Consider the following 14,157-nt stretch of genomic DNA (forward strand, 5'->3'; position numbering starts at 1 on the left):
CCTTTCGTTGGTTTCGGAAGTCTTCAATATAGGCGGCGATCCCGCCGCTGTTAAGGGGCGGCGGGTCCGCAGGAACCCGGATGGTTCGCAAGGCCGCCGAAGACGCCGGAAAGCGACCTCCTGGGCAGTTGAGACCGCAGCCCGGCCGTGTTAGGGAGCCCGTAACGCGGGTGTAGCTCAATGGTAGAGCAGCAGCCTTCCAAGCTGAATACGAGGGTTCGATTCCCTTCACCCGCTCCAGAACCTGTTGGACGCGATATCCCAGCAGGGCGTTTCCTCGATAGCCGCCCGTGGCTTGACGGCTGATCAGCTATTCCTCGTCCCGTCGCTCGCGTTCCTTCCGTGCGCGATCGAGCGCGCCGCCTTGAGGCTGTCCGCTGACCTTCACGCCGGGGAGATGATCGACCTTGTCGGCCTCGTCGCCGCGCTGAAGTTCGCGATCAATGATGTCGCGTGATCCTTCGGCCGGTTCCTGTCGAATGGGCTCTTGCTCTCGATGCTCATGAATGATCCTGCTTGACCGCGTTGATTGCTAGGGCAAACCCAGCTCTGCGCTATCGTTCCTGTCCAAAGCAGCCGCTTCGTGCAGGCTCTATCCCCTGTGGTTATCGATTTCGGCGGCGACCTGTCCGTAGTTCAGCAGCGCAACCAGGGTCGTTCCGCCGATAATATTGCCGAGTAGCGTGGGTATGAAGAAGTCGGAGGCATATTGGCTGAACGAGGCCAGGCCGCTCTGCACCAGAAAGGCGCACTCGATCGAACCCGCGACGATGTGCAAGAACTGGCCGAGTGCGACCACATAGGTCATCACTACGATGATGTGTGCGCGCGAGCCTTTGGCAGCCGGAAGAAGCCAGGCCATCGAGGCGATCAGCCAGCCGGCGAAGATGGCCCTGACGAAGGTGCTCGAGAACGTCCCCTCGATCGTCGGCCGGCTGAGATCGATGAAGGCGTCCACGATGCGAGGTTCGAAGATGCTGGTGCGAGCGAGCACGGAGGCGGCCGCCCAGGTCCCTGCGATATTCGAGGCGAGAACCAGGATCCAGAGCTTGAGCACGCTTGCCAAGGTGCCGAGATCCCTGTTGTGCAACAGCGGCAGGATCGGTGTCAGCGTGTTCTCGGTAAAGAGCTGTTGTCGTCCCAGCACGACGACCAGGAAGCCGACGGTGTAGCCGAGCGGAGCAACCAGGCGGCGGGTCGCCTCATCCGAGATCAGCGCATGCAACTCGCCCTGAACGATTAGCGACAGGCTTATCGAAAGGCCGGCAGCAAAACCGGACAGCACGATGGCCCACCATCGCCGCTCCAGCTCCTGCTCGCCTTCGGCGCGGATCGTCTCATGGATCAGCGCGGCGCTTGGCCTGCTCTGGGATTCGATCTGCCTGGTCTGGCGCCGCGACACGCCGTCGAGCTTGGATGCTGGGTTGAATGAGGCGCCGTCGCCAGACTGATCCACGCTGCGGTCTCCGAAAGGCTGATCCAGTCAAGACTTCCGGATGTCCCATTCAGTTCCCCTTGCGCGGTGCAGCCTCGCTCCAGGCGCGGTGCAGCACGCGGAGGAACCTTCGTCATGAGCAGGAGTTCGCCGCAGGGGCAGGCTGAAAGTCACGAGGTCAACCGTGCGAGACGACGAGCGCGTGCGCTCCACCGCGCAGATCGCGGGTCATCCGATTCATCCGATGCTGGTGCCGATCCCGATCACGTGTTTCGTCGGGGCGCTGCTGACCGACATCGCCTATGTCGCCAGTGCCGAGATCATGTGGGCGAATTTTTCGGCCTGGCTGCTGCTCGCCGGAATCGTCTTCGGCGTGCTGGCGGCGATCGTGGGCCTGATCGACTTCCTCGGCAATCGGCTGGTGCGGGCGCAGGCGCCGGCCTGGCCGCATCTGATCGGCAATGTCGTGGTGCTGATCCTTTCGATGGTCAATCTGATGATCCACATGCGCGATGGCTGGACTTCGGTGTGGCCGAGCGGGCTCGCCTTGTCCGCTCTCACAGTGCTGATCCTGCCGATCACGGGGTGGCTCGGCTGGGCTCTTGTCTATCGCCACGGCGTGGGAGTTGCACGATGATATCTGCGATGATCCGCGCGCTGTTGTGCGCGTCGGTGCTGGGTCTGGCCGGCTGCAATGACGGCAGCGGCGATCCCAACGCGCAGGTCGGCGCCAATCCGGCACTTCCCGAAATCCAGCAATATCTGCTGCCGCCGGTCCACATTGCCCGCATCGTCGGCTGGAAGAAGGACGAGACGCCGACGGTCGCGCAGGGCCTGCAGGCCAAGGCCTTCGCCACGGGCCTGCAGCACCCGCGCTCGCTCTACGTTCTCCCCAATGGCGACGTGCTGGTGGTGGAATCCAAGGCGCCGAAAGGCGCCCCGATCAAGCGGCCCAAGGAGATCGTGATGGGCTTCATCGAGTCCTGGGCGACCTCCGGCGGCGACAGCGGCGCGAGCAACCGCATCACGCTGCTGCGCGACAGCAATGGGGATGGCGTGCCGGAGACGCAAAGCGTCTTCCTCCATCTCAACTCGCCGTTCGGCGTCGCGCTGGTCGGCAACGATCTCTATGTCGCCAACACCGACGCCATCGTCAGATATCCCTACACCGAAGGGGACACGAAGATCACCGCGCCGGGCACGGTGCTGACGCCGCTGCCGGGCGGTCCGATCAACCATCACTGGACCAAGAGCCTGGTCGCCAGCCCCGACGGCTCGAAGCTCTACGCCGGCGTCGGCTCCAACAGCAACGCTGCCGAGAGGGGCATGGAGGCCGAGCACAATCGCGCCGCCATCCTCGAGGTCGATCGCGCCAGCGGCCGCTGGCGCGTGTTCGCAAGCGGCCTGCGTAATCCCAACGGCCTCAGCTTCGAGCCGCAGACCGGTGCACTCTGGGCGGTGGTCAACGAGCGCGACGAGCTCGGTCCTGATCTCGTGCCCGATTACATGACCTCGGTGAAGGACGGCGGCTTCTACGGCTGGCCCTACAGCTATTTCGGCCAGCACGTCGATCCCCGCGTCAAGCCGGAGCGGCCGGATCTCGTCGCCAGGGCGATCGTGCCTGACTACGCGCTGAGCTCGCATGTCGCCCCGCTCGGGCTCGCCTTCAACACCGGCACCAGCCTGCCGGCCGCCTATCGCGGCGGCGCCTTCGTTGGCGAGCACGGCAGTTGGAACAGGCAGGTGCTGAGCGGCTACAAGGTCGTGTTCGTGCCGTTCACGGACGGCAGACCGAGCGGCCCGCCGCAGGACGTCGTCACCGGGTTCCTCAACAGCGACAATAAGGCGCGCGGCCGCCCCGTTGGTGTTGCCATCGACAAGACCGGCGCGCTTCTGGTTGCGGACGACAGCGGCAACACGGTCTGGCGAGTGAGCGCGACCCATCCGCAGCTGACGCAACGTTAAGCGCGCAGGCGCGTTGTCGTGCAGATCTTTTTTCTGAAATCTAGAGCCAGGAGTTTGGACAATGGGCCTTGCGCAATATGCCATCGTGCCGGTGCGGGACGAATGGGGCGTGCTGCACGACGGCGACGTCAAGAACACCTACGCCACCAAGGAAGCCGCGTTCGAGTCCGCAGTCGCCGCCGCATCCCTCGCGCTGCGTGAGGGACATGAAGTTCAGGTCAGCGTGCCCGGCCGCGAGGCGGGAGGCAACGCGCTCGGCGTCCGGGACAACGCTTGAGAAGGAAGACGCGATGACCAAGCCCCGTGAGCCCAACGGCGTCGAGCCATCCCGCTCCGAGGACGACATCCAGCGCGACCAGCTCGGCCCGCGCGGCGTGCCGGGCGCGCTCGATCCGGCCAAGATGACGCCGCAGCGCGAGAAGAAGACGCCGAAGCACGTGGATCCCGGCCACACCGCGTGAGGGGGCTCCGCTGCGGCCAACCGACCAGACGATCAATCGCCCGCGGCGGGCGGCACTCCTCCGTCATTTCCGTAGCGGCCTTTGAATCGAGGTAGTCGCCTCGAGGTCATCGCGCGCGCCGCCGCCAGCCGCACGGCCACAGCAGGCCGGGCGACCGCAGTTCCGACCTGATTCGGACGAAAAGGCCCTGTCGCTGCGATCGACGAATGTTGCGGCGACAGGGTTTCACTTGTAGCAAGACTGGCCGAACGTTATGCGCGCGAGCGCAAAGATCATGAGGTCGCTGGATGAACCCCGCTGTCATTGCCGTCGCCATCACCGGCTCCGTTCCGCGCAAGAAGGACAATCCGGCGGTGCCGATCCTGCCCTCGGAGCAGATCGAATCGACGCACCAGGCCTTCGAGGCGGGCGCCACGCTTGCGCATATCCACGTCCGCAACGACGACGAGACGCCGTCCTCCGATCCCGAGCGTTTTGCCCAGGTGCAGGAGGGGATCAAAAAGCATTGTCCTGATATGATCGTCCAGTTCTCGACCGGCGGACGTGGCCGCGATCCCTCGGCGCGCGGATCGGCGCTCTACCTCAAGCCCGACATGGCCTCGCTCTCCACGGGATCGGTGAACTTTCCGACCATCGTCTACGAGAACAGCGCCGCGCTGGTCGAGACGCTCGCCACTAGCATGAAGACGAACGGCATCCGGCCGGAAATCGAGATCTTCGATCTGTCGCATCTGCATGGCGCCCGCCGCCTGATCGATGCGGGCCTCATCGACGCGCGTCCGCACGTGCAGTTCGTCATGGGTGTCAAGAACGCGATGCCGACGGACGAGCATGTGCTCGACATTCTCCTGGGCGAGCTCAGGCGGCTGATCCCGAAGGCAACCTGGACCGCAGCCGGAATCGGCCGCCATCAGGCCGAGGTCATGGGGTGGGCGCTCGCCCGAGGGGCGGACGCGGTCCGCACCGGGCTCGAGGACAATATCCGCATCGACAAGACGCGCCTTGCTGCCAGCAACGCCGAGCTCGTGACCTTGGCCTGCGAGGCGGTCGCGCGCCACGGCCGGCGCGTTGCGACCGCGACTGAGGCGCGATCGCTGCTCGCCATGGCAGGGTAGGGCGACTTCCTCGTCCTCACATGCTCCCGGCTGCCGCCTGCCATTCGGCGGCCGGCGTTCCCGTGCGCCGTTTCTCCGAGTAGACAGGTGCGACAGGCGCAATCTGCGCCTGCCGGGCAGGCGACTTTTGGAATGCAGTTCTTGAAATATGACGGCAGGCTCATCGGGGTCTTGCTGATGCTCGCCACCACGCAGCTGGTCGGATGGGGCACGATCGGGCTTCCCGCCATCGTCGGGCGCGATCTCGCCGCCGATCTCGGCATGAGCCTGCCGGCGGTGTTCGCCGGCACGTCCGTTCTCTACGTCTCGATGGGGCTGTGCGGTCCGTTGCTCGCCAAGTCGTTTGCGCGGCATGCCGCGCGGACGGTGATGATGGTCGGCACGATCGTCACGGCGCCAGGCTTCGTGCTGCTGTCGCTGGCGCGCGAGCCGATGCTCTATTTCGCCGCGTGGATCGTCCTCGGCATCTCCGGCAGCGCCACGCTGTCGACCGGCGCCTATATCATGCTGAACGAGATCGCGGGGCGGCAGGCCAAGAACGCGATCGGCGCGCTGATGCTGGTGACGGGCCTGTCCAGCAGCATCTTCTGGCCGACGACCTCGTTCCTGAGCGGTCACCTCGGCTGGCGGGGGACGTGCCTGGTCTACGCCGCGATGATGCTCCTCGTCAGCCTCCCGCTCTATGCGTTCGGCGCGCCGCGCCGAAAGATCGCACAGGACGAGGGCACCGCGCCGGCGAAGCGGTCGCCGCCGCCCGCGATTGCACGGAGCACGTTCGGCCTCGTCGTCGCCGCGATCACGCTGAACGCCTTCGTCAATTTCGGCGTCAGTGCGATCCTGATCGAGCTGTTGCGGGCGGAGGGGCTGGCGCCGGCTCAGGCGCTGGTATTCGGCTCGATGCTGGGCGTGATCCAGGTCAGCGCCCGCGGGCTGGATTTTCTCGGCGGCGGACGATGGGACGGCATCACGACCGGGCTCGTCGCGGGCAGCGCATTGCCGGTAGCCATGCTGCTGCTGATGTCGAGCGAGGGCGCCACGTGGGCGGTCGCGGTCTTCATCCTGCTCTATGGCGCCGGCAGCGGCGCAATGGCGGTGGCGCGGGCGACCATCCCGCTGGTGTTCTATGACCAGGCCGAGTTCGCCAAGGCGATGTCGATGATCTCGCTGCCGCTCAACCTCGCCTCCGCGATCTCACCGCCGCTGCTCGCGGGCCTGCTGACGGAGTTCGGCAGCCGTGCTGCGCTCGGTCTCACGCTGGTGTTCTCCTGCGCGACGGTGCTGATCCTCGTTCTGCTCGCTCGCCGCCGGCCGCGACAGCCGGCGGTCGTGACCTGAGCCGATCACGCAATATTCGCGGCGCGGAAAGTTTGCGGACGGCGATCACCTCCGGCCCGGCAGGAGATAGCCGTATGCCGCAAGTGCAGTGCTCAGCGTGCGAAAATGGTGGTATCGGCAGGGAGCGCAGCCTCGCGATCCCGCCGCCGCGCCAAGGTTAGTTCCCCGGAGGAAATCGACATGTCGGCCCTGCCGCTCTCAGGCATCAAGATCCTTGACCTCACCCGCGTGCTGGCCGGGCCGCTGTCGGCCCAGATGCTGGGCGATCTCGGCGCGGAGGTGATCAAGATCGAGCGGCCGGGCACCGGCGACGACGCGCGCGCTTTCGGTCCGCCTTACCTGGCCGACCCGGAGGGCAAGGCCAACAACAACAATTCGTTCTACCTCTGTGCCAACCGCAACAAGAAGTCGGTCACCGTCAACATCGCCAAGCCCGAAGGGCAGGCGATCGTCCGCGAGCTCGCCAAGGACGCCGACGTCTTCATGGAGAACTACAAGGTCGGCGATCTCAAGCGCTACGGTCTCGACTACGAGACCATCAAGGCGATCAATCCCCGCATCATCTATTGCTCGGTGACCGGCTTCGGCCAGACCGGACCTTACGCGCCGCGCGCCGGCTACGACGCCATCCTGCAGGCGATGGGCGGCCTGATGAGCGTCACCGGCCATATCGACGGCGAGCCCGGCGAGGGTCCGATGAAGGTCGGCCCCTCGATCGTCGACTACATGACCGGCATGAACGCCTCGATTGGCATTCTCTCGGCGCTCTACCATCGTGATGCCAATGGCGGGCAGGGACAGCACATCGACGTCTGCCTGTTCGATACCGTGATCGCATCGCTGTCGCACTGGCTCCAAATTTACCTTGTCAACGGCAAGACGCCGCCGCGCCGCGGCACCTGGGGCAATGGCGGCATGCCCGCCGGCGTGTTCCGCTGCGCCGACGGCGAGCTGATGCTGGTGGTCGGCAATGACGGCCAGTTTCAGCGCACCTGCGCCGTGCTCGGCGAGCCCGAGCTCGCGAACGATCCGCGCTTCGTCAAGAACAACGACCGCGTCGTGCACGGCAAGGAGATCATGGCGATCTTCGCCGGCCTGTTCCTGAAGCAAAAGGTAGCCTACTGGCTGGAGAAGCTGGAGGAGGCGGGGGTGCCCTCAGGGCCGATCAACAATTTCGAGCAGGTGTTCTCCGACCCGCACGTCCAGTCGCGCGGCATGCGCGTGAAGGTCAACCATCCCTTCGAGCCCGATCTGTCGCTGGTCCGCAACGCGCTGACGCTCTCGGAGACCCCGATCAAGGACTACCGCGCCCCGCCGCTTCTGGGCGAGCACACCCAGGAGGTCCTCGGCGGCAAGCTCGGCTATGATGCCGGCAAGATCGAGCAGCTGAAGCAGCAGGGGATTATCTGACGCTCTGTTCCGCGCCTGGGGCCAAGAGGCCGGGATTCATGCGCAGCGCGACTATATTGTGACAGCCGTGGACGCGCGCGCCATGCCGGGGCTTGCGTGAAGCTTGCCCGCAAATCCCAAGTAATCCCGGTCCGTAGTCGCACAGGCTTCCGCTTTGCCTCCGACTCTGATTCGATCTCTCCACTTGAGTTCGGGGAGGGAAGTGAATGTCCTACACGATCGGGTTCCAGGCCAAGGACCAGAAAGCCATTCTGGCGACCGAGGCGGCCACCGCCAATCAGGCCGTCGCCATCATTGCCGCGCTGCGGCAGAGCGCCGACGAGATCAAGTTCATCCGCTCGCCGCAGGAAGGCGAAATGGGCATCGAGATGCTGCTGCTGCTCGCCAAGGAAGAGGCCGAGGAGATGCCGCAGCGGGCGTAGTCCCGCCCACCAATCATTCTTCGACCAGATCGACTGCATCGCCTGTTGTGAGGTGAATGGCGCTGACTTCACCTCTCCCCGCTTGCGGGGAGAGGTCGGATCGCCTCGGCGATGCGAAAGCATCGTCCGGTGCGATCCGGGTGAGGGGGTACAGGTCTCCCCGAAGACCGCACGTGTGGAGAGAGGCCCCTCACCCCAACCCCTCTCAGCGCGAGCAAAGCTCGTCGCGGCCCCGTAAGAACGGGGCGAGGGAGCGCACCGCGAATGCAGCTTCCAGCTCCGTACCGTCAACGCCCATCCGCGCTAACGCGCCGCCACCTTTGAAGAGACCTTCGGCTCCATCCGTCCCGCCGTCAGCGCCATCGTCGCCACGCTGACGACGCGCGCGACCACGTCCTCGACGTCGTCGATGTCGCATTTGCCCTCCGACAGCTTGGTCAGCCGCTCGCTCTCACGGATGGTGTGATGCGCCATGGCGAGCGCGAAGTTGAGGCCCCAATAGATATCGACGTCACTGCGGTCGGGCAGGGACCGCCGCATCGCGCCGACGAATTTGCGCAAATGGTCGATCTCGCGGTTCTTGATGCGCCGGATCGGCGGCACGGATTCGATCGAGGCGCGGATCATGAAGCGCGCCGCGGTCGAGCGCTGGTTCTCCGGTCCCAGGCAGCCGCGCAAGGTTGGCCCGACCAACGCGCGCAGGATGACCTCGATCGGCGCGCGGCCGCCGCCTTGCTCCTCCGCCGCCTTCAACTCGTGCAGGCGCTCGCGGTTGGTGGCGATCGACCGCGTGACAAACAGTTCCGCGATCAGCTCGTCCTTTGAGCCGAAATGATAGTTCACCGCGGCGAGATTGACGCCCGCCTCCGCGACGATGTCGCGCAGCGTCACGTCGCCGAAGCCGCGATCGGCATAGAGCCGCTCGGCGGCGGCGAGAATGGCAGACCTCGTATGATCGCTGGCCATGAATGCCCTCGGGGAGGGGAGTTGCAATTCAAACAGGGGAGTTGCAATTCAAACAGTTGTATGAAACTATCGTTTGAAGGTCGGGAAAAGTCAATCCGCAATCGGGACTCGTTCGCAACTGCAGCCGGGTTTCGACAGGTCCCGCAAGGACGCGCATTCGCGCTTGCGGGCCGCGCAAAGCGGGAGGACAGTCCCGCGCAAAAGGACCAGTGAGAGAGAGGAGCGTCGCATGGACTTCGATATGTCGCCCAAGCAAAAGGAATGGCTCGACCGCGTGCGGTCCTTCATGGCCAAGCACGTGCGCCCGGCGGTGCCGATCTACGATCAGCAGGACAAGAGCGGCGACCGCTGGAAGGTGATCCCTGTTCTCGAGGAGCTCAAGAAGAAGGCGAAGGCCGAAGGCCTCTGGAACATGTTCATGCCGCCGTCCGAGCACGAGGACGACGAATTCCGCGGCGCGGGACTGACAAATCTCGAATACGCGCTTTTGTCGGAAGAAATGGGCCGCATCACCTGGGCCTCGGAAGTGTTCAATTGTTCCGCGCCCGACACCGGCAACATGGAAGTGTTCATCCGCTACGGCACCAAGGAGCAGAAGCGGAAATGGCTGCGGCCGCTGATGGACGGTGAGATCCGCTCCGCCTTCCTGATGACGGAGCCGGCGGTGGCCTCGTCCGACGCCACCAACATCGAGACCCGCATCGAGCGCGACGGCGACCATTACGTCATCAACGGCCGCAAATGGTGGTCGTCCGGCGTCGGCGATCCCCGCTGTAAGATCGCGATCCTGATGGGCAAGACCGACTTCAAGGCCGCCAAGCACCAGCAGCAGTCGCAGATCCTGGTTCCGCTCGACACGCCCGGCATCAAGGTCGAGAAGATGCTGCCCGTGTTCGGCTTCGACGATGCGCCACACGGCCATGCCCAGGTGCTGCTCGAGAACGTGCGCGTGCCGAAGGAGAACATCCTGCTCGGCGAAGGCCGCGGCTTCGAGATCGCGCAGGGCCGCCTCGGCCCGGGCCGTATCCATCACTGCATGCGAACCATCGGCAAGGCTGAGGAGGCGCTGGAGAAAATGGTGAAGCGGCTTGCCTCGCGCACCGCGTTCGGCAAGAAGATCGTCGAGCACAGCGTGTGGGAGCAGCGCATCGGCGAGGCCCGCACCAACATCGAGATGACGCGTCTTCTGTGTCTCAAGGCGGCCGACATGATGGATAAGGTCGGCAACAAGACCGCGCAGGCCGAGATCGCCATGATCAAGGTCGCTGCGCCCAACATGGCGCTGAAGATCATCGACGAGGCGATCCAGGCGTTCGGCGGCGGCGGTGTGTCGGACGAGGCTGGCCTTGCCAAGGACTACGCCCACATCCGCACGCTGCGGCTCGCCGACGGCCCGGACGAGGTGCACAATCGCGCCATTGCCAGGCTCGAACTTCGGAAGTATGCAAACTCTCCCAATCACTAAGCGGGGGAGCCCTGCGGCGCTCCCGACTTGAAGAAACGACGGGACATGATCCAATTGCGGTAACCGCTTGACGCAAGTGCGTTAGCGGTTACCGATTAGGATCATGTTCGGACTGAAGAGGGAGCGTGACCGTGGCTGACGGCGTCAGGAAAGACGAGGAGTTTTCGGGCACCAAGCCGGTCGAGGAGCGGCATCGCTTCGACGAGATGCGGCTCGAGGCTTGGATGCGCGAGCACGTCGAAGGCTTCGAAGGCCCGCTTGTGGTGCTGCAGTTCAAGGGCGGGCAGTCCAACCCGACCTATCGCCTCAACACACCGAACCGCTCCTACGTGATGCGCCGCAAGCCGTTCGGCAAGCTGCTGCCCTCGGCGCATGCAGTCGACCGCGAGTATCGCGTCATCGCGGCGCTTGGCAAGCAGGGCTTTCCGGTCGCGCGCGCCTATGCGCTGTGCCAGGACGACGGCGTCATCGGCGCGGCCTTCTACATCATGTCGATGGAGGAGGGCCGCGTGTTCTGGGATCCGACGCTGCCGAGCCAGGAGCCGGAAGCCCGGCGGAAGATCTTCACCAGCAAGATCGAGACGCTGGCCAAGCTCCACATGTTCGACCCTGTTGCCATCGGGCTCGGCGACTTCGGCAAGCCCGGCAACTATTTTGCCCGGCAGATCGACCGCTGGACCAAGCAATATCGCGCGTCCGAGACCCAGCACATTCCGGAGTTTGAGAAGGTGGCCGAATGGTTGCCGAAGACGGTGCCGGAGCAGGCGCGCGTCTCGATCGTCCATGGCGACTATCGTCTCGACAACATGATTTTCCACGCGACGGAACCGCGCGTGCAGGCGGTGCTGGACTGGGAGCTGTCGACGCTCGGCGATCCCATGGCCGACTTCACCTATCTCTTGATGCAATGGATCATGCCGGGCCTCGACGGTGCCGACCTCAAGGCGCTCAATATCCCGAGCCTCGAAGAGGCCGCGCAGATCTATTGCAACGTCACAGAGATGACGGTGCCCGATCTCAATTGGTATTTCGCATACAATTTGTTCCGTCTCGCCGGCATCACCCAAGGCATCGCCGGCCGCGTCCGCGACGGCACCGCCGCCAACGCCAAGGCGCTCGAATCCGCGAAGCGCACCGTGCCGCTGTCGAAGGCTTCCTGGGAATACGCGCAGAAGGCGGGGGCGGTGTAGGAAGAACAAAGGCGCGGCCGATGGCTGCGCCCTTTTTTGTTTTGGTAAGGCGCTGCTCCACACGCGCCGTCATTGCGAGCGCAGCGAAGCAATCCAGATTCTTTCCGCGGTGGCCCCCTGGATTGCTTCGCTGCGCTCGCAATGACGAGGAGGCGGAATCCAAGACTCGCAATTCACACCGCGCAAGTGCCTTTCGCAGCGACCGAGTCCTTGTATCCCTTTGCCCAATCCGCCCCGGGAGACCCGCGCATGATCGACCACACTACCCTCATCACCTACGTCCTCATCGTGCTCGGTTTCGTCTTCATCCCGGGACCAGCGACGCTGCTCACGATGGCGCGGGCGGCAAGCTCGGGAACGAAGGTCGGCATCGCCACGGGTGCGGGAATCGCCGCTGGAGACCTGGTACATACGGGGATGGCGATTGTCGGACTCTCGGCGATCATCGCCACCTCGGCGCTGCTGTTCAGCATCGTCAAATATGCCGGCGCTGGCTTCCTGATCTATCTCGGCATTCGGGCCATGCTGGACAAGGCGCCGATCGCGCTGAACGTCGGCGCCCCTCCGATCGGCGCGGGCCGTGCCTTTCGCGAGGCCGTGCTGACCGAGGTACTCAATCCCAAGACCGCACTGTTCTTCCTGGCGTTCCTGCCGCAATTCGTGAAGCCGGAGCACGGCGCGCCTGCACTTCAGCTTGCCGTTCTCGGTGTCGTCTTCGTGCTGCTCGGTCTCGTCAGCACCGTCGTATTCGCTGTCGGCGCCGGCCGCCTCGGCAAGCTACTGCGCCGCTATCCGGCGGTGGTGAAGTGGCAGGGCAAAGTGGTCGGGACCATCTACTGCGCCGTCGGCGTGCGGCTGGCCTTGCAGGAGCGATAGGGCGCGGTGAGCCCGTAGCGGCAATGAGTACAGGCTGACTCTCGTAGGGTGGGCAAAGGCGCGCAGCGCCGTGCCCACCATCTCTCCGCGGTCACACGAAACCGTGGGCACGCTTCCGCCTTCGCTCTCCGAGCTACGGCGGACAAGTCGCTTTGCCCACCCTACGGCAGCGCCGCCTGAGAGGCGCCCTTCGCACAATGCGCGATCAGCCTTTCCACGAACCCCGCGCATTTCTCCAGCTCCGCCATCTCCACGAACTCATCGGGCGTATGCGCTTGTGCGATCGAGCCCGGGCCGATCACCACGGAGGGAATGTCGGCGATGTCGGCGAACAAGCTCGCCTCGGTGCCGAACGCGACCTTGGCGTGGTCGTTGCGTCCTGCGAGGCTCTTGGCCAGCGTGACGAGGGCGGCGTCGGCGGCGGTGTCGAGCGCGGGATAGTCGAGGATCTCCTCGAAATCGATGCCGCAATCGGGATGTCTCGCCTTCATCGCCGGCTCAATCTCGGCCTTGGCCCAGGCGACGATCGCATCGGTCACCTCCTTGGACTCGGTGATCCCGATGCCGCGGCATTCGAAATCCACGGTGCAGGTATCAGGCACGATGTTCAGCGCTGCGCCGCCGTGCACGATGCTGGTGAGCAGCGTCGAATGCGGGACGTCGTAGAGGCTGTCCGTCAACCGCACGGCCGCCAGCGCCACTGCGCGGCGGCGGATCTCGACGATCAGCTCGGCGGCATATTCGATCGCATTGACGCCGTCGGGCGCGATCGAGGAATGACGTGCAAGCCCGTGGAATGTGGCGCGCACGCCGTGCTTGCCCTTGTGGCCGATGATGACCTGCATCTGGGTGGGCTCGCCGATGAATGCGCCGAGCGGCCGGACCCTCTTCTTCGCGACCTCGTGCAGCATCGGCCGCACGCCGACGCAGCCGATCTCCTCGTCATAGGAGATCGCCAGATGAATCGGCGTCTTGAGTCTCGCCTCCACCATCTCCGGCACCATGGCGAGGCACACCGCCACATAGCCCTTCATGTCCGTGGTGCCGCGGCCGTACAGCTTGCCGTCACGCTCCACCAGCTTGAACGGATCATGGCTCCAGTCCTGGCCCACGACAGGGACCACATCGGTATGGCCCGACAGCACGAAGCCCGGCCGATCCTCCGGCCCGATCGTGACCCAGAGCGAAGCCTTCTCGCCGGTCTCGTCGACGATGCGCTCACCCTTGAGGCCGAACGCGGCGAGATAGCTCTCGATATGGGCAATCAGGGGCAGGTTGGTGCGGTCGCTGACGGTGTCGAACGAGACGAGGTCGGCGAGGAGTTTTCGGATACGGTCGGGTCTTGAGCTTGGCATTGTCTCGGTCTTGTCAGGGAATGGAGGCTGAGTTGCCTGCAGGAACCATACCAACGTGAGCCCCGGTCGAGCAAATCAACACAGTCCCGCAGCCCGGATGCTGCCCACCACACGACCGTCATTGCGAGCGCAGCGAAGCAATCCATAGTCTTTCCGCGGAGG

At 64.7% G+C, this 14,157-nt stretch carries 15 protein-coding genes and 1 tRNA gene; 13 read left to right on the forward strand and 3 right to left on the reverse strand.

The genetic code is table 11. The features are described from left to right. The first annotated feature begins 166 nt into the window (after window positions 1-166). Window positions 167-240: transfer RNA gene (locus I6F33_RS12865), tRNA-Gly, on the forward strand. Window positions 241-247: 7 nt separating this feature from the next. Beyond that, on the forward strand, window positions 248-457 hold the full coding sequence (locus I6F33_RS12870; protein WP_081494576.1) for a hypothetical protein: 210 nt from the start codon (window positions 248-250) through the stop codon (window positions 455-457). Window positions 458-592: 135 nt separating this feature from the next. Here I6F33_RS12870 and I6F33_RS12875 read toward each other — a convergent pair whose 3' ends face one another. After that, window positions 593-1,456 carry a formate/nitrite transporter family protein gene (locus I6F33_RS12875; RefSeq protein WP_036010870.1) on the reverse strand — a complete coding sequence of 288 codons (864 nt, stop codon included), beginning with the start codon at window positions 1,454-1,456 and terminating at the stop codon, window positions 593-595. Window positions 1,457-1,619: 163 nt separating this feature from the next. On the opposite strand from I6F33_RS12875, the gene I6F33_RS12880 reads away from it, so the two are divergent. The 8 genes from I6F33_RS12880 to I6F33_RS12915 all read left to right on the forward strand — a co-directional run bounded on the left by I6F33_RS12880 (window position 1,620) and on the right by I6F33_RS12915 (window position 8,143). Continuing rightward, complete coding sequence (locus tag I6F33_RS12880) at window positions 1,620-2,072, forward strand: DUF2231 domain-containing protein (RefSeq protein ID WP_225142755.1); 453 nt, start codon at window positions 1,620-1,622, stop codon at window positions 2,070-2,072. Continuing rightward, window positions 2,069-3,400 carry a sorbosone dehydrogenase family protein gene (locus I6F33_RS12885; RefSeq protein ID WP_225142757.1) on the forward strand — a complete coding sequence of 444 codons (1,332 nt, stop codon included), beginning with the start codon at window positions 2,069-2,071 and terminating at the stop codon, window positions 3,398-3,400. The genes I6F33_RS12880 and I6F33_RS12885 overlap by 4 nt, the downstream gene beginning before the upstream one ends. A gap of 61 nt (window positions 3,401-3,461) precedes the next feature. Continuing rightward, entirely contained in the window at window positions 3,462-3,677 is a 216-nt protein-coding gene (locus tag I6F33_RS12890; protein WP_036010879.1) for a hypothetical protein, read from the forward strand. A 13-nt stretch (window positions 3,678-3,690) separates the two neighbouring features. Beyond that, window positions 3,691-3,861 (forward strand): hypothetical protein, encoded by a 171-nt coding sequence (locus tag I6F33_RS12895; RefSeq protein ID WP_225142759.1) that lies wholly within the window; start codon window positions 3,691-3,693, stop codon window positions 3,859-3,861. A gap of 287 nt (window positions 3,862-4,148) precedes the next feature. Then, window positions 4,149-4,976, forward strand: coding sequence for a 3-keto-5-aminohexanoate cleavage protein (locus I6F33_RS12900; protein ID WP_225142760.1), 828 nt, complete (start codon window positions 4,149-4,151; stop codon window positions 4,974-4,976). A gap of 132 nt (window positions 4,977-5,108) precedes the next feature. Next, entirely contained in the window at window positions 5,109-6,311 is a 1,203-nt protein-coding gene (locus tag I6F33_RS12905) for an MFS transporter (RefSeq protein WP_225142763.1), read from the forward strand. Window positions 6,312-6,491: 180 nt separating this feature from the next. Continuing rightward, a complete protein-coding gene (locus tag I6F33_RS12910) occupies window positions 6,492-7,721 on the forward strand; it encodes a CaiB/BaiF CoA-transferase family protein (RefSeq protein ID WP_036010886.1) in 1,230 nt (409 codons plus the stop codon). 206 nt (window positions 7,722-7,927) lie between these two features. Further along, window positions 7,928-8,143 (forward strand): hypothetical protein, encoded by a 216-nt coding sequence (locus I6F33_RS12915; protein ID WP_036010888.1) that lies wholly within the window; start codon window positions 7,928-7,930, stop codon window positions 8,141-8,143. Window positions 8,144-8,446: 303 nt separating this feature from the next. On the opposite strand, the gene I6F33_RS12920 is transcribed toward I6F33_RS12915, so the two are convergent. Beyond that, window positions 8,447-9,109: a TetR/AcrR family transcriptional regulator gene (locus I6F33_RS12920; protein ID WP_225142765.1), complete on the reverse strand. Its 663-nt coding sequence runs from the start codon at window positions 9,107-9,109 to the stop codon at window positions 8,447-8,449. A gap of 229 nt (window positions 9,110-9,338) precedes the next feature. On the opposite strand from I6F33_RS12920, the gene I6F33_RS12925 reads away from it, so the two are divergent. From I6F33_RS12925 to I6F33_RS12935, 3 genes are all read left to right on the forward strand, one after another. After that, window positions 9,339-10,574, forward strand: a complete 1,236-nt coding sequence (locus tag I6F33_RS12925; RefSeq protein ID WP_225142767.1) for an acyl-CoA dehydrogenase family protein — start codon at window positions 9,339-9,341, stop codon at window positions 10,572-10,574. A gap of 131 nt (window positions 10,575-10,705) precedes the next feature. After that, complete coding sequence (locus I6F33_RS12930; RefSeq protein ID WP_225142890.1) at window positions 10,706-11,764, forward strand: phosphotransferase family protein; 1,059 nt, start codon at window positions 10,706-10,708, stop codon at window positions 11,762-11,764. 249 nt (window positions 11,765-12,013) lie between these two features. Further along, window positions 12,014-12,640: a LysE family translocator gene (locus I6F33_RS12935; protein WP_225142769.1), complete on the forward strand. Its 627-nt coding sequence runs from the start codon at window positions 12,014-12,016 to the stop codon at window positions 12,638-12,640. 161 nt (window positions 12,641-12,801) lie between these two features. Here the strand turns inward: I6F33_RS12935 and argE are convergent, their stop codons facing one another. Beyond that, window positions 12,802-13,995: an acetylornithine deacetylase gene (argE, locus tag I6F33_RS12940; protein ID WP_225142770.1), complete on the reverse strand. Its 1,194-nt coding sequence runs from the start codon at window positions 13,993-13,995 to the stop codon at window positions 12,802-12,804. Window positions 13,996-14,157: the final 162 nt, after the last annotated feature.

This window comes from Bradyrhizobium sp. BRP20 (assembly GCF_020194215.1).
GTDB classification, from domain to species: domain Bacteria; phylum Pseudomonadota; class Alphaproteobacteria; order Rhizobiales; family Xanthobacteraceae; genus Bradyrhizobium; species Bradyrhizobium yuanmingense.

Coding starts and splice junctions, on each gene's coding strand:
- I6F33_RS12910 (WP_036010886.1), top strand. CDS start 6,492: ATGTCGGCCCTGCCGCTCTCAGGCATCAAGATCCTTGACCTCACCCGC.
- I6F33_RS12890 (WP_036010879.1), top strand. CDS start 3,462: ATGGGCCTTGCGCAATATGCCATCGTGCCGGTGCGGGACGAATGGGGC.
- I6F33_RS12935 (WP_225142769.1), top strand. CDS start 12,014: ATGATCGACCACACTACCCTCATCACCTACGTCCTCATCGTGCTCGGT.
- I6F33_RS12905 (WP_225142763.1), top strand. CDS start 5,109: ATGCAGTTCTTGAAATATGACGGCAGGCTCATCGGGGTCTTGCTGATG.
- argE (WP_225142770.1), bottom strand. CDS start 13,995: ATGCCAAGCTCAAGACCCGACCGTATCCGAAAACTCCTCGCCGACCTC.
- I6F33_RS12925 (WP_225142767.1), top strand. CDS start 9,339: ATGGACTTCGATATGTCGCCCAAGCAAAAGGAATGGCTCGACCGCGTG.
- I6F33_RS12885 (WP_225142757.1), top strand. CDS start 2,069: ATGATATCTGCGATGATCCGCGCGCTGTTGTGCGCGTCGGTGCTGGGT.
- I6F33_RS12915 (WP_036010888.1), top strand. CDS start 7,928: ATGTCCTACACGATCGGGTTCCAGGCCAAGGACCAGAAAGCCATTCTG.
- I6F33_RS12900 (WP_225142760.1), top strand. CDS start 4,149: ATGAACCCCGCTGTCATTGCCGTCGCCATCACCGGCTCCGTTCCGCGC.
- I6F33_RS12895 (WP_225142759.1), top strand. CDS start 3,691: ATGACCAAGCCCCGTGAGCCCAACGGCGTCGAGCCATCCCGCTCCGAG.
- I6F33_RS12920 (WP_225142765.1), bottom strand. CDS start 9,109: ATGGCCAGCGATCATACGAGGTCTGCCATTCTCGCCGCCGCCGAGCGG.